The sequence below is a fragment of the Eubacterium sp. 3_1_31 genome (genome assembly GCF_964249515.1).
GTDB lineage: Bacteria > Bacillota_I > Bacilli_A > Erysipelotrichales > Erysipelotrichaceae > Longicatena > Longicatena caecimuris.
In genome coordinates this window covers 1-15,313 of sequence record NZ_CAXUBY010000059.1, presented here as the reverse complement: position 1 = coordinate 15,313, position 15,313 = coordinate 1, and the positions used below count along the sequence as shown (strand labels likewise).

Sequence of the window (15,313 nt, the reverse complement as noted above, 5' to 3'; positions counted from 1 at the left end):
GCCTACCTTCTTCATAGGAAAACCCTATGATAATTTAGAGCGTTTTTTCTTTAAACCCTACGTTAATTTAGAGCCCCTTTTTAATCATATACCCTATTCCATAGCATGTAGACGCATAGACTAGGCACGGTACGATTGCCGCCAGGAATGTTTGTAGACAATATCCCCACTGTGCTGCCATTGTTGTGTTATAGTTATTACAATAGGCACTTAATTGCTGATAGGTCGTAAATAATGTGTACCCCATATATATAATCAATAAAACGGATAACACAAAAAAATACGTATATACATTCTTTTTGTTTTTCATATAGCCTCTTTCTAATTTACTTTTTTATCAAGTTTATGTTTTTTCACCCAGTTATCAAATAATTCTTCCGTCATTCTTTGTGATTGATGAATACTATCAATACATTTTCCTCCATCGGCATAAAAAATGCCTGGTGTTTTATCAAATTCCGGAAAATATTGTTGTATGATTGCCCTATTTACATTAGGTTGTTCTTTTTCTTTTTCTAATGGCACTTCGTAGAGTACCACATGATGGTTCTGACGATATTTTTCAAATAATTCGTGGAAGTCTTCACAATACCCACACATGGATTGCGTAAAGGCAATCGTAAATTCTTGCCCTTTTTTCATCATCGATTCCATATCCGCCAAAGATATTTGAATGACTTCTCCAGCCGATTCATCTCTTTCATAACTCGTACATCCGCATAACAAAAAAGTAACCATTAGAAAAGCCAAAAATCTTTTTTTCATAATGATCCTCCAATTTAATTACTTTTAGTTACCGCACAAACATAATACCCTATATCGAATGAAATTACAAGAAAGTCATAACGAAGAAACCTGTCATGCATAGAAAAAAAGAATACTCTGTTTGTATCATTTCACGCATTTATCCTTTACCAAAAACAATTTTGATTGATCCGAAAAGGCAATACAATAGTATGATTTTTTCACTACTAACAATTTAGTTTATTATTACTTTCCATATACAACCATCTAGGTATTCACAAAATTTCCTTATTTATCAGATTTCTTTACACCACGAAAAAAAGCAAGGTATCTTTCTTCGATATCTTACTCTTTTTTCACTTAAAATTTTCAGCTTTTTATTTTCAATATTATCTTACTCCATGTTTACTCAAATTATTTTTTTATGCCTTTTCAATTTGCTTTTTACTTATCATACTGTAAAATCCCTCTTACATGCTTCATATTTACAAGTCTTTCTACTATTTTCATCTTATTTAAAGCGTATGTATTCTTATACTAAAACAGATAAATCTTAGATACCATACGGTCTGACATTACTTTATCTGCAAAGTATTTCATATTCAAGTGTTTATTCTGGATTTCAGATACTTTACAATTTGTTTAGCCTCATCATTATCTTTCTGATACTGCTCTGTTCCTACCTGTGTTTTATTTTTTGATACATAGACAGCTAAATTTCGATTATCTTTCATAATAATCTTTATACCCACAAACAAATATGGAGTTGATAATATTCCAGTAGGTAAGCCAGAGCTAGGCATTAAAGCTAAGAAGGGAGCTTGTTTCCCTTTTTTACTAGCTTTTTCATTTAAAACAACACATCTTTCTATTTCACTTAATGAATATTTTCCTTCTGTCCCATTTAATATTTGAAAAGCGTTATTCGAAAAATCTATTTTAATACTATAAAATTCTTTTATCATTTTAAATCTACATCAGACAGAGAAGGAAAAGGTTTTACTATGCGAATATCATAAGGTTCACTAGTTGATATACTTGAAATACTGTTCGCGCTACTGTAAGTTAATACTGTGTGGGCAGTAAAATAATAATTGTAAGGATATGCATTATTCATGTGCATCAACCTCCTTATATCTCTTCTATTATCATTATATGCAATAAATCTAAAAATATAAATTTTTTAAATAAAATAAATAGATAAATAAATATTCTTTAAAATTAACTGCCATTTTGAAGTTCCATTACAAAATTATCAAATAACTTATAAACGATAATGTATAGAGAAAAACCTTTATTTACTTCTAAAAAGATATATACAGTAGTCTTAATCAACTAAAAAATTTTCACTGATTTATAATTTTCATTATCAAACTCGTATCACAAATATGAAGTTCACAGAATAATCTAATTTTTGCTTTTCCATCTTCTTACGTCATGTAAACACTGACGTCTTTCATAAAACAATCTGCTTCCACCTGCATCACATAAAAAAAGGAACAGGTTTACCCCATTCCTAATAACACACGACTGATTGTTGAGAAACAATTGACGATCGCACTTCTTGCATAAAACAATGGGCCATCTAATACACCACTGACCAATACCAGTATCAATGCGAAGGATAAATACATTTCATAACGCATCAAATTGAAATAAGTTTCTTCACTAAGAACACCCATTAAAATCTTAGAACCATCAAGCGGCGGTAACGGTATCAAGTTAAAGATACCTAACCCAATGTTAATCAGTGCAGTCATATAACTCAATTGAAACAAATAATCGGCAACAGCACCTGAATAATTGCTATAGAAATTAAAACGAATCATCAAATAGCATAAGAATACACAGATAAAACCAATCAGCATATTCATCAATGGCCCAGCTAAGGCTGTCCAGATCATGCCCTCTTTTTTATTACGATAATAATAAGGATCTACTTCCACTGGTTTGGCCCATCCGAATTGAAAGAAAAGCAAACATAAAGTACCAATGGGATCCAGATGCTTTAAAGGATTTAAAGTCAAACGACCTCTTTCCTTTTGCGTATAATCACCCAGCTTATAGGATACAAACGCATGAGCAAATTCATGAAAGCTCAAAGCAATTGCCACGGCCGGTATCAGATAAATCATTTCACGCAGAAAACTATTGAAATCATAACCAAACATGATGTTTCCTCCTTCTGGTAGTATTCAATAGTATAACAGATTCATACATAAAGGTAAAGAAATGCTCTGATCCTGCGCGTAAAAGCAAAAATATCATAGATCAACCACTCTATATAAAACGTGAGTCTGTTGCCAATAAGAGCGTAATGCTATATAGAAAGCAACGATCAAACTTTGTATGGGCGATACTTTTATTATTTTATATATCCAAATTACGACGACAGCTGATATAGGTTAATGCATAATAAGCAAGATAAACGGTAAAGAACAATGCAAGTGTAATTCCTAAATACATATACATCGGTGTTGTCGCATCGGTTGTGGTAAACATAATATCCAAGCTGTTCAGTATGGGAATCATAAAGATAGCAGGCAGCAGCAACGGCAATAGGAAATACAATAGATTCTGATAATGTAAAAGACGATATAACGTTTTGCGTGATGCGCCCATTTTATGCAAAAGCGCATACTCATATTTTTGGGCTTCAAGATCACTTAATTGCTGCGTAGCTAGGATGGTACCGGCAGCACAGATGAAGATGAAAGCAGCATAGAATAAACAAAAAACAATAGTTACATAGGAAAACATGGATGTTTCCACATAGCTGCTATGCAAGCGAACACTGCTATACTCTTGTAACTGGGAATTGCTGCATCGTTCATAAAGTTGATCTTCCCAAGCACTTGGTAATTCTTTGGCACTTTGCGCTACATAATAAAAGGTATCTCCTTTTACTCCTTGCACATACACATCAGGCACAACTACAAAATACATTGTCTGTAATATTTCCTCGGTACAGACATAGCGCAGTTTCATAGGCTTTCCATTGATGGTAAACGGATGCTTGCGGCAATAACTTTCCATAAGTTCCTGCTGCTTCTTACTTACAACAAGCATGTACTCATCCTTTTCTAAAGTAGGTACTTTTTTGCCTTTTAATTGCAATAATCGCTGTACATCAGCATAGCGCATAAAGGTCGTTGTCCGATAATACATGGAATCATATGCCGTATGATCCAAAGCTTTCGCAAAGGTTTGTTTCACCTTTACATCATCCCTAAGATGTGTATAAGTTTGATACGTATGATCTTCATAAGTAAGCTTTTTTTCAGCCAAAAATCCTGCCGCCTTTTTGATATATTGCTGATGTTGGGTAATCACTTGTAAATCAAAAGGAGCTGCACTATGAATCGTCAGATCCGTTGTTTCTTTAAACTTCATGCCAAAACAAAGAAAACAAATCGTCACTAAGGTCAATAAGGATAATGTCGCCAATATGATACGATTTGAGCGTAAACGCCCTTGCAATCGTCCCAACAAAAACATCCTATTGTGTTGATACTTCAATTGTTTATGCTGATCTAAAAAATGCTGCAAGAAACCGGAGAGTCCCAAAAAGCAAGCATAAATTGATGCAATGATCAGCAAGACAGCCGGTAACAATTTTTTGGTTTCTTCAACATCACGTATTCCATTGCGCATGCCATCATAAAATAACTTTAGTCCCACGGCTGCACATAAAATTGCCCCAAGCATGTACACCAGCGTATGGAGGCGTCCTTTTTTCACTGTTTCATTTTGCTGATCCTGATACAGCAGGGTATGAATATTTACATGATGCAAGATACGATATTCTTTCACCAATTCATATGCATATAGGATAAGAAAGGCGAGGAAGGTAACACCTGCCGCTGGTATGGAAAAGCGAAAAGCAAATTGATAAGCGATGCCAAAAATATGCTGAATGATAGCTAATAAGATTTGAAAGGTAAACAAACCAAGGATACAGCCAATGCCATAAGCAAAAAGTCCCATGAAAAATTGTTCCAATAAAAACATGCGACAAACTTGTTTACGCGTCATCCCCATCAATAAATACATGCCAAATTCTCGACTGCGCTTTCGTAACATAAAATTTGCTATATAGGAAATCAACCAGCCAATCACAATAACAAGTCCCATAGATACAACCAAAATAACCTGAGCAAATGCATCCATATGCTTGCTAAGCTGTAGCACTTGTTCACTGAACGCTACTGCCATAAAAGAATACATCAACATCATAGATATGACCATCGTTAACATGAAGATGGCATATTCTTTCATACTGCGTTGTAAATTACGTAAAGTGAGTTTAACGTATAGCATGTACATCACCGCCTAACAGCATCATGACATCTAAAATCTTCTGATAAAATGATGAACGGCTATATTCTCCACGATATAGTTCATTAAAAATTTTACCGTCCTTTAAAAAGAGGATTCGTTTCGCATAAGAGGCACTGAATGCATCATGTGTAACCATCAAAATAGAAGCATGATCTTCTGTATTACGCTGTAAAAGCTGTTCCATAAATAAATAAGACGCATGGGAATCTAACGCTCCGGTTGGTTCATCTGCAAGTATTAAGGAAGGCTGATGGATCATAGCTCTGGCACAGGCACAACGCTGCCGCTGTCCTCCGCTGACTTCATATGGATATTTCAGCAATACATCTTCAATACCGAGTCGCTGCGCCATCTTTAACACTTTTTCATCAATCTGCTTTGTATCGTAATGCAATAGCGTTAAAGGAAGCGCGATATTTTCATCTATGCGCAGCGTGTTTAATAAATTTAGATCCTGAAAAATAAAGCCAAGCTGTTGTTTCCGAAAAGCAGCTAATGCTTCTTCCTTTTTCGTAGACACATTTTCATCCTGCACATAAATATCACCGCCACTTGGTGTATCGATGGTAGCTATGACATTTAATAACGTTGTCTTTCCACTGCCACTTGCCCCCATCACCGCCATAAATTCCCCTTGTTCCATAGTAAAACTAATATCATCCAAGGCTTTACATAAATTTCCGCCATTTCCATAATATTTTTCTACGTGTTCAACTCTTAATAATGTCATCTTGTTCACTCCTTTACACATTAAGTATAAAGGTTTCCCTTTTCTGTTTGTATGATGTTTCCTTACGCTGTCCTTACAAAGTTGAAAGAACTTTTATTTATGAAAGCGTAGCTGCATATCAGTAAACACGCCTGCCTTAGAACGCACCATCATTTCTATCTGCAACGCATCACACAGTCGTTTGCATAAGTATAGACCGATACCAGTCGCATGTTGATTATGCCTTCTTCCATTTTCTCCCGTAAATCCTTTTTCAAATATTCGTGTTTGATCCTGCATAGGAATACCTGCCCCATTATCCTGCACATGTAAAGTCACATAGGAAGCATCCTGGGTAATGTATAAATATAAATGTGCTTGTTCTTTTCGATACTTGACGGCATTTTCAATCAATTGGTTCAATATAAAAATAACCCACTTCTCATCGGTTGCCACAATTGCCGATGTAAAAGCAAAATGAATTTGTAAAAAAGCGCTTGTGCATAAATACTTGCACTGTAACAAAGCTTCACTGCAACAATCATACAAATCACAATACTGTATTCGTAAATCTTTTTCCACATTTTCACTGCGGGCATAAAATAATGCCTGTTCCACATAATGTTCTACCCGCTCCACTTGCTGCAGCATATCCCGTTTGCGCTTATCCTGCACATTCTCACATTGCAGCTTTAATGCCGCAATAGGCGTCTTAATTTCATGTACCCATTGTTCCACATATTCCTGATATTGCAAGCGTTCTCTTTTCACTTCACTGATTTTTTCCAACATGCTTTTATTACCAAGGCGAAGCAGGTAAGCATAAAACTGTTCCTGTGGATCTTGATCATGCCTTAAAACTTCCTGTAATAAATATTTCTGATCCAATGTCTGCGCAATTTGTTCAATCTCTTTTTTCCGCTTGCTGCGCTGTCTGCCTACTTTTATTAAATATGCGCAAACCATACATCCACTCATAACATTCAAGAATCCTAAAACTTCCCATGCTATGCCCATGCCATATAAAACACCGTCACATAACAGCATCCATAAAAACATCAGAATCAAAAAGAAAGCATGTCGCGCAAAGACTTCTCTTACATTCATATCCAATACCCCTGTCGATGTCTGGTATGAATGAACGCTTCTACACCGAGTTCCTTTAGTTTCGCACGTATTCTCGTAATATTCACACTTAATGCATTGTCATCAATAAATAGTTTATTGTCCCATAAATCATCAATCAAGTCATCACGAGCAACGATTTCTCCTTTATGACAAAACAAATTGTATAAGATGCGCAATTCATTCTTTGTCAATTCACACTCTTTGCCCTCATAAGCTAAAACACTGCGAGCAACGAAAAGATATACACCGCGATGGGTAAGAATGGTTTCGCCATGTGCATACGTGCGCTTTAAAACAGCTGCGATGCGGGCTAAAAGAATACTGATATTATATGGTTTCGTGATAAAATCATCACCGCCTAAAGTCATACTGCAAAGCTCATCCATATCCGTATTGCGACTTGTCACAAAGATGATCGGCACACCGGAAAAAGAGCGTATCTGTTTGCATAATACAAAACCATCGGTATGGGGAAGATTAATATCCAACAGAATACAGTGCGGTTCTTCACGCTGTAACAGAGATTGCATATCTTCCGTCAAATTCCACACACAGCAAGCATACCCCTGCCGCCGCAAAACCTCGGATAATTCTTTTACGATTGTTTCATCATCTTCAATGAGCAATATCTTATACATGGCACGCTTTCCTTTCTTGTTGTTACTTGTCCTAACTCATTATACACGAAAGAAAAAGATGACGGCTGTCATCTTTCAATATTGTAAGAACTATTCATACATCTCATTGACCTTATGTACCAACAAAGAAATGCCACTGGCAAACCAGGAAAGCACCGTCCAGATACAAGTTGAAACAAGAGCTCCAAACGTATCCAGATAAACATCCTTCATACTCGAAGTTCGGCCGGTATAGCGTTGATGTAGCTCATCACCAAAGGCAAAACAGAAACAGATACCGACAGTTAATAAAAAGCGCAAGGTCTTATTTACACCGAGAATGGCCAAGGTGATATAAATGCCACATGCTAAAGCAAAATAAATCGAGAAATGGGCCAGTTTACGTATATTGGAATTCCAGTCACTGCCATATGGCGAATGCATAATGACATAATACTTTATTTTTTCCGAAAGCTGCATTCCCTTCTCAGAAGATTCTAGCCTTGTCTTTACTTCTTGTTTGATTTTTTCCGTAACGATTTCACTTCGTAAATTTGATTGCGCACCATTCTCCGCTGACAGCTTGTAAATACTAAACATAACCGAACCGCTGATACCCAAAAATAACAATGCGCAGAAAATACGAATACCCATATGCTTTTTCTTTTTCATAAAGTTCATCACCTTTGCCCTATTTTAAAACAAATTCATAAGTGTGGCAACCATTAATTCCACACTTCACAAAATCTTAAGAAAGCGTTCACACAATGGTTATCTTTTTTACTTGTTTGGTTATATTATCGGGTATAAAATTTATTCTTTATTCTATGAAATTCATTGGAATCATGATATATTAGAAGAAGAGAAAGAAGAGGAATGGCTATGGATAACAGAGATTTATTTCGTCAGTTTCATATAGATGCAAGCCTTTTTTATGATGCCATCGTAAACAGTACAGATGATTACATCTATTTAGTTGACATGCAAAGCGATATATCTCTGATATCTGAAAACATGTATCTTGATTTTGATTTGCCCGGGCGTTTAGTAAAAGGACTGGTTCCTATCTGGGGTGATCTTATTGTCGATAAAGATCGTAAACGTTATGATGAATCCATTGCCCGTATGCTAAATGGAGATACTGATGAGCATAATGTAGAATATCAAATACGTAATCGCAAAGGTGAATTGATCTGGATCGTATGCCGTGGTTTATTAAAGCGTGATCAGGATGGGGCACCGTTACTGTTTGCCGGGATGATCACCCGTTTAGAGAACAAAGGAAGAATTGACCATATCACCGGTCTTTTAACTCAGAAAAGTTGTATTGATCATTTAGCCATTCTGTTGGAAAGTGGAAAACATGGCAGTATGATGTTACTGGGTCTTGATGACTTCTCACATATTAATACCTTACAAAACCATGTATTTGGCGATATTGTTTTACGTCAGTTTGCTCAGGATATTCAAAGTTTACTGCCCTATGATGCGCAGATTTATCGTTATGATGGTGATCAATTTGCTATTGTTTATGATGAAGCCGATGAAAAGAAAACCGATGAGCTTTATCAAAAACTACACGCTTACAGCAACCATCCGCATCAAAGCGATGCCGGTTCCTATTATTGCACCGTTTCAGCAGGAGTCGTTATGATTCCTGAAAATGGTAATGACTATTTAGACTTAATTAAATATGCCGTCAGTGCGTTAGAAGCCAGTAAACAGAAAGGGAAAAATACATGTACCTTTTTCAATGATGATTTAATTAAACAGAAACTGCACCAGATTGCCATCAATGAAGAATTACATCATAATGTGTTACACCAGATGCGTAATTTTTATGTAGTATATCAGCCATTGCTTCATACGAACACCATGAAAATACAAGGCAGTGAAGCTTTAATGCGTTGGAAAAGTGAAAAATTCGGCGATATTTCACCTATTGAATTTATCCCTGTTTTAGAATCCAGCGGCTTGATCATCCAAGCTGGAAAATGGATTCTGGAGCAAGCGATTGCCACTTGCAAAGAGTGGAGCAATCTTATAAAAGATTTTGTCATGAATGTTAACGTATCGTACTTACAAATATTAGAAGATGATTTCGTAGAAACCATTCGCAGCTTATTAACAAAATATGAATTGGCTCCGGAACATATTGTTATAGAATTGACTGAAAGCTATTTTGTCACCGATATGGGGCCAATACGGGAATGCTTCTCCACTTTAAGAAAAATGCATATCCGTATCGCCATGGATGACTTTGGTTCCGGTTATTCTTCCTTAGGAATGTTGACACAGGCACCTGCCGATATTGTTAAAATTGATCGTTCCTTTATCAATGCCATTCATACCAATCCGTTTAATCTCTCTTTTATCAATGCTGTCATTTCTTTATGTCACAGCATTGACATTGAAGTTACCGTAGAAGGGGTAGAAGAAAAGAACGAGTTGGATACCGTCTGTACGCTGCAAGCCGATACCATTCAAGGATTCTATGTCTCTAAACCAATTTCGAAAGCAGCCTTTCACAAACAATATATCACAGCCAAACAGTAAAAAAGCTGCATTGCACTGTAAATAAAAACAGAAATGCAGCTTTTGCTTATAATATTTTAGAACGATGCTTCAATTGCGCTATAAACTCATCTTTTTTTACCGGTGAGATAAGTATTTCTTCCTGCTCATGCGCTTCATTCACATAAGTGATATCCAAGCGATCATTTGACAAAGCCACGGAGGAATAAGATGCCTGTGTTTCTTCAATACTTGTAATCGCAAAATAATGTATTTTCTTATGACAAAAGCAGGCACTTTTGATTTCTAAATAATCTTCCTGAAATGCATACCATGTATCAAAGGTTGCCCACAGTAATAAGAAATCTATACAAAAAACAGCCAGTAACTCTATGGCATCCAGAGCGATATCCTTTTGATGTATCACCAAGCGCAGCATCATAAATGTACAAAATGCCATAAAGATCAACGCCGCTATCCAAAACGCACCTATCTTTGACTTTACTTTCATAAATATCTACCTCTTTTATAACCTATTATACGTGATTCTATTAAAAAAGAAAAGCCTTACAACCAAGAGAAAAAAGAAAGAAAGGGATGCACATGCCAGCTCTTAAAACCATCGCGAAAAAGCCTAAATGCTTGAAAATCCTATCAGTTTTTTGCATATGCCTGCTGCTTATGTTTCTATATCAAAATAACAAGACACCAAAACTTGTTTATCCGACTGAATACCAGAATATCTTAGAACATATGGAAACAGAGGATATAAAACAATATAAGAAAGACAAGGAACGATTAAAAAGCTTAATACAACAGACACAAAAAGACATTGCGCATTGTCATCAAGTAAAAAAGAAACTATCTACACTTGAAGATCAAAGCAAGGAAGCCGAGCGTGCCATGTATGATGCGATGGATAAAGCTTTGTATGTAGGAAAATTCATCTGTAAAGTCAATACTTGTCAGGGAAATCCTGATGATCCAAATTATAATGCTTTCCTTAATGCTACAAATCATCTGGTCGCTATGAAGAAACAGCTGGCAGATGCCAAAACAGCCTTAGCTAAGGCAAAAGAAGAAGCAGAGCAGCTGACACATTATAAACAATTACTACGTCATATGGAAAAGACGCTAACTCAATTGCAGAAGAAAACCAGATAAGCAATGGCATAAGCCGATGTAATACAAAGGAAAACTAGCGTGGTTTTCCTTTTTTGATGTACGCTATTTGCTAAATGAGCTTAGACTGCAGTATCACTCTTACTTAGGATAACAGCAAAGTATTTTTCTGATTAAAAGCTTACAATATGAATGATAAACTGTATCTTAAATGAAAAAGGCTAGTTGATTATGAACTGCATACATTAAAAAAAGGAGCAGATTGCTCTACTCCTTCACCTATAAGATCTTATTTTGTTTTTTCGATGATTTCAATAAAGCTGTCTGCTTTTAAGCTAGCTCCACCAATCAATGCACCATCAATATCTGGGCAAGCCATATATTCAACGATGTTGTTAGGTTTTACAGATCCACCGTACTGTACACGTACATTTTCCGCAGCTTCATCACCATACATGACACGAACCTGATCACGTACGATAGCGCAGCAGTTCTGTGCATCTTCTTTTGTAGCAGATTTGCCAGTACCGATTGCCCAGATTGGTTCATAAGCGATAACCATGTTACCAACACATTTTGGACATAAGTTAGCCAAAGAACCACTCAACTGTTCACGGATAACTTTTTCCGTTTCACCAGCATCATACTGTGCTTCTGTTTCACCAATGCAAAGAATTGGTGTGATACCTGCATCAATTAAGCGTTTTGCTTTTTTGTTTACGGTTTCATCAGTATCCCCAAACATCTGACGACGTTCAGAGTGACCAATGATACAGTGTGTAACGCCAACTTCCTGCAACATAGGTACAGAAACTTCTCCTGTGAAAGCACCTGTATCTTCAAAATGGCAGTTTTCAGCAGCTACGATTAAGTTTTTAGCACCTGCAACAGCTGTAGCTAATGCAGTATAAGGAGCGCCGATACCATAGGTAGCGTTGTCACTTGCCGCAACACCATCTACAGCTTCCATGAATTCTTTTGTTTCCTTCATGGTTTTATTCATTTTCCAGTTTCCGACAATAATTGGTTTTCTCATGATTTATTTTCTCCTCTAATGTTTTTTATTTATCACTGATAACAGCGATACCTGGCAGTTCTTTACCTTCCATGTATTCCAAAGAAGCTCCGCCACCGGTAGAAATATGAGAGAATTTTTCAGCGAATCCTAACTGGATTGCCGCTGCTGCAGAATCTCCGCCACCGATAACTGTTGTAGCTCCTGGTAATTCAGAAATTGCTGTACATACTTCCAAAGTACCCTTAGCAAATGGTTTCATTTCAAATACACCCATAGGTCCGTTCCATACAACTGTCTTAGCACCAGCTAATTCATTCTTGTACAGTTCAATAGATTTAGGTCCGATATCTAAGCCCATGTAATCTGCAGGGATGTTGTCATTGTCAGCAACAACTGTGTTTGCATCTTCTGCAAATGCATCAGCACATACATGATCAACTGGCAGGATCAATTTACCTTCAGCCTTAGCTAAATATTCTTTTGCCAATTCCAGCTTATCTTCTTCTACTAAAGATTTTCCAACATTGTAACCCTGTGCTTTCAGGAATGTATAAGCCATACCGCCACCGATCAGAACTTTGTCTGCTTTCTTCAGCAGGTTGTCAACAACAGCAATCTTATCAGATACTTTAGCACCACCGATGATTGCAACGAATGGACGTTCTGGAGTGTCAACAGCAGCACCCAGCATCTTTACTTCTTTTTCTACTAAGAAACCTAATGCGTTAGGTAAAATAGATGCAATACCAGCAGTAGAAGCATGTGCACGGTGTACGCTACCAAATGCATCTTCTACAAACAAATCACCTAAGCTAGCCCAGTATTTAGCCAATTCAGGATCATTTTTGCTTTCGCCTTTTTCATAACGAGTATTCTGAACAACAACGATTTCTCCATCGTTCAATGCTGCAACAGCATCTTCCAGTTCTTTTCCTCTTGTTACTGGTACGAAAGTAACTTTAGTATCAACCAGTTCACTTAAACGATCAGCTACACAACGCAAATCGTTTTTTGCTTTGTCTTCTTCTGTTTTTACTTTACCTAAGTGTGACATCAAGATAACTTTTGCATTGTTTTCAATCAGGTATTTAATTGTAGGTAACGCCTGAATGATACGGTTGTCATTTGTAATTTTTCCATCTTTTCTTGGAACGTTGAAGTCGCATCTTACGATAACGCGTTTTCCAGCAACATCTAAATCTTTTACAGTTCTCTTTGCCATTGTAAAATCCTCCTTATGTAACGGTCTTATTATACCACTAAGAGCCTTATTCGTAAACGTATTTTGCGAATTTGCGAATAAAATCACAATTTCTTAACAAGGGAAGATAACGCCGGTAAATTCTGAAAAATAACCACATAAATAGTATTTTTGTTAACGCTTTTATAGTATAATATGGATATCAAACATTCATAGCAAAAAATTATGGTTATAAAAAAGAGGGATGTATATGGATGAGTATAAACATAAAAAAGAGGAATTGATGAATCTGCTGGTACAGCATAGCAATGCGGATATGGATGATGAGTTTCAGCTGGCAAATGAGCTTCTGACATTAGGGGAAGCGCATAAAGATACCCATGCCATCGCCTTTGCTCACACCTTTCTAGCCGATTACCATCTGATGATTCGTGAACATGAAGCATGTCTGAAACATCTGCATATTGCATTAAACCTGGGAGAAGAATATCATTACACTGATTTATTACTACGCAACTACACCATTGCCGGTTTGTATTATAATTCTCATTTTGATGAAGTAAATGCTATTCAAAACTTATTAAATGCCTATAACTTAGCGGAGAATGAAAAAGATCTGCATCAAAAAATGGTAGTTTTAAACAATATTGCCACGATGTTTTTTCAAAAGGAAGATTATCAGGAAGCTCTGTATTATATTAAGATGGCATATCAAACCTTCTTGGATAAGAAAGCTACCATTATGACACATGCCGATTTGTTGGTTATCTTAAATCTGATACAGTTAGAAATCTTTAACGAACATTTAGATAAAGCCATAAAACGTTATCAAGAATATGCGGCGAAACTAGTATCCTTTAAAGCTTCGCCATTGTCGACACATGTCATTCGTTTATGTGAATTGTACCTTGCCAATGCCAGCAAACGTGTCGATAGTGTCAAACGAATTGCTGATTATTTCAGTGAAAGCAATCTTCATAAACATAAAAACCGGACCTATTATTTCACCTTCTACTGCGATATCTTTGCCATTCTCCTACAAATCAAAGATCAGGAACGAGCAGAAAAATATTTACAGTATATGGGAGAAATGTGTCTGGAGGATGATGTCGAACAACAGTTGCAATTGCATCGTAATTGGATTCGCTATGCGGAGTCTTTCCATTTAGAAAATGTCTTAATTAATTCCTATAAGCAATATTATATGTTACAAAAATTGGTTGAGGATATGACAAATAAGACAAAGTCAGAAAGTATGAAAGAAAAGATTAAAATGAACCAGATCATGAAAGAACGTGATCGTTTCCGGAATGAGAAAAATCAGTTAGAGGCGCAGATAAAAATTGATGGTCTCACCCGACTGTTTAATCGTTCTTATTTTAATTCCCTGGTCTGTGCGATGCATAAAAACCCGCATGTATCAACAATTGGTATCGTGGTAGCCGATGTGGATTATTTTAAAGAATTCAATGATTATTATGGTCATCATATGGGGGATAAACTGTTACAAAACGTTGCCCGCTGTATGGATGAAAACGGCGATTCGCGTTTCTTTGCTGCACGTTTTGGCGGTGATGAATTTATCACCTTATGCGTAAATATCACAAAGGAAGATATCTGTGAATACCTCGATCATATCTATGCCGAACTTGATCAAATCGGCATGGAGCATAAGATGAATAAAGCTGCTGAAAAAGCGACAATTTCCTGTGGCTTTACGATCTTTCAAAATGATGATCTATTCCGTTATGAAGATGCCCTTACCATGGCTGATGCTGCTTTATATAAAGCAAAGGCTGCCGGTAAGAATCAATATAAGCAATATTAAAAGCTCTTTAGAGCTTTCAGACTGTCGACAAACAGGGGTATTTCCAAATTTAACATCTTGGATTTACTTCTGTTTTTTTATACTTCCTTTG

At 36.4% G+C, this 15,313-nt stretch carries 16 protein-coding genes; 3 read left to right on the top strand and 13 right to left on the bottom strand.

Going from position 1 to position 15,313, the window contains the following annotated elements; translation table 11 throughout:
• Positions 1 to 67: 67 nt before the first annotated feature.
• The 10 genes from ACESSZ_RS15180 to ACESSZ_RS15135 all read right to left on the bottom strand — a co-directional run bounded on the left by ACESSZ_RS15180 (position 68) and on the right by ACESSZ_RS15135 (position 8,211).
• Positions 68 to 310, bottom strand: coding sequence for a hypothetical protein (locus tag ACESSZ_RS15180; RefSeq protein ID WP_117547896.1), 243 nt, complete (start codon positions 308 to 310; stop codon positions 68 to 70).
• Positions 311 to 321: 11 nt separating this feature from the next.
• Positions 322 to 765 carry a thioredoxin fold domain-containing protein gene (locus ACESSZ_RS15175; protein ID WP_117547895.1) on the bottom strand — a complete coding sequence of 148 codons (444 nt, stop codon included), beginning with the start codon at positions 763 to 765 and terminating at the stop codon, positions 322 to 324.
• Between the two features lie 581 nt (positions 766 to 1,346).
• Entirely contained in the window at positions 1,347 to 1,709 is a 363-nt protein-coding gene (locus tag ACESSZ_RS15170) for a hypothetical protein (protein WP_117547894.1), read from the bottom strand.
• A complete protein-coding gene (locus ACESSZ_RS15165; protein ID WP_008690464.1) occupies positions 1,706 to 1,861 on the bottom strand; it encodes a hypothetical protein in 156 nt (51 codons plus the stop codon). The genes ACESSZ_RS15170 and ACESSZ_RS15165 overlap by 4 nt, the downstream gene beginning before the upstream one ends.
• 388 nt (positions 1,862 to 2,249) lie before the next feature.
• Positions 2,250 to 2,915 carry a site-2 protease family protein gene (locus tag ACESSZ_RS15160; protein ID WP_008690463.1) on the bottom strand — a complete coding sequence of 222 codons (666 nt, stop codon included), beginning with the start codon at positions 2,913 to 2,915 and terminating at the stop codon, positions 2,250 to 2,252.
• 199 nt (positions 2,916 to 3,114) lie between these two features.
• Positions 3,115 to 5,064 carry an ABC transporter permease gene (locus tag ACESSZ_RS15155; protein ID WP_117547893.1) on the bottom strand — a complete coding sequence of 650 codons (1,950 nt, stop codon included), beginning with the start codon at positions 5,062 to 5,064 and terminating at the stop codon, positions 3,115 to 3,117.
• A complete protein-coding gene (locus ACESSZ_RS15150) occupies positions 5,051 to 5,815 on the bottom strand; it encodes an ABC transporter ATP-binding protein (protein ID WP_117547892.1) in 765 nt (254 codons plus the stop codon). Before ACESSZ_RS15150 ends, ACESSZ_RS15155 begins: the two co-directional genes overlap by 14 nt.
• Before the next feature lie 93 nt (positions 5,816 to 5,908).
• Positions 5,909 to 6,901 carry a sensor histidine kinase gene (locus ACESSZ_RS15145; RefSeq protein ID WP_117547891.1) on the bottom strand — a complete coding sequence of 331 codons (993 nt, stop codon included), beginning with the start codon at positions 6,899 to 6,901 and terminating at the stop codon, positions 5,909 to 5,911.
• The gene (locus ACESSZ_RS15140; protein WP_117547890.1) at positions 6,898 to 7,560 is read right to left on the bottom strand and encodes a response regulator transcription factor; all 663 of its coding nucleotides are present in this window, start codon (positions 7,558 to 7,560) and stop codon (positions 6,898 to 6,900) included. The genes ACESSZ_RS15145 and ACESSZ_RS15140 overlap by 4 nt, the downstream gene beginning before the upstream one ends.
• Positions 7,561 to 7,650: 90 nt before the next feature.
• Positions 7,651 to 8,211, bottom strand: a complete 561-nt coding sequence (locus ACESSZ_RS15135; protein WP_017144746.1) for a VanZ family protein — start codon at positions 8,209 to 8,211, stop codon at positions 7,651 to 7,653.
• Positions 8,212 to 8,421: 210 nt separating this feature from the next.
• On the opposite strand from ACESSZ_RS15135, the gene ACESSZ_RS15130 reads away from it, so the two are divergent.
• Positions 8,422 to 10,095: a putative bifunctional diguanylate cyclase/phosphodiesterase gene (locus tag ACESSZ_RS15130; RefSeq protein ID WP_117547889.1), complete on the top strand. Its 1,674-nt coding sequence runs from the start codon at positions 8,422 to 8,424 to the stop codon at positions 10,093 to 10,095.
• 46 nt (positions 10,096 to 10,141) lie between these two features.
• Here the strand turns inward: ACESSZ_RS15130 and ACESSZ_RS15125 are convergent, their stop codons facing one another.
• Positions 10,142 to 10,564, bottom strand: coding sequence for a PH domain-containing protein (locus ACESSZ_RS15125; protein ID WP_008690455.1), 423 nt, complete (start codon positions 10,562 to 10,564; stop codon positions 10,142 to 10,144).
• Positions 10,565 to 10,734: 170 nt separating this feature from the next.
• Between ACESSZ_RS15125 and ACESSZ_RS15120 the strand changes: the two genes are divergently transcribed.
• Complete coding sequence (locus ACESSZ_RS15120) at positions 10,735 to 11,217, top strand: hypothetical protein (RefSeq protein WP_128125067.1); 483 nt, start codon at positions 10,735 to 10,737, stop codon at positions 11,215 to 11,217.
• Positions 11,218 to 11,464: 247 nt separating this feature from the next.
• Here ACESSZ_RS15120 and tpiA read toward each other — a convergent pair whose 3' ends face one another.
• Both tpiA and ACESSZ_RS15110 read right to left on the bottom strand, forming a co-directional pair.
• Positions 11,465 to 12,211: a triose-phosphate isomerase gene (tpiA, locus tag ACESSZ_RS15115; RefSeq protein ID WP_008690451.1), complete on the bottom strand. Its 747-nt coding sequence runs from the start codon at positions 12,209 to 12,211 to the stop codon at positions 11,465 to 11,467.
• A 25-nt stretch (positions 12,212 to 12,236) separates the two neighbouring features.
• On the bottom strand, positions 12,237 to 13,415 hold the full coding sequence (locus ACESSZ_RS15110; RefSeq protein ID WP_008690448.1) for a phosphoglycerate kinase: 1,179 nt from the start codon (positions 13,413 to 13,415) through the stop codon (positions 12,237 to 12,239).
• 229 nt (positions 13,416 to 13,644) lie between these two features.
• On the opposite strand from ACESSZ_RS15110, the gene ACESSZ_RS15105 reads away from it, so the two are divergent.
• Entirely contained in the window at positions 13,645 to 15,222 is a 1,578-nt protein-coding gene (locus ACESSZ_RS15105) for a GGDEF domain-containing protein (RefSeq protein ID WP_117547887.1), read from the top strand.
• Positions 15,223 to 15,313: the final 91 nt, after the last annotated feature.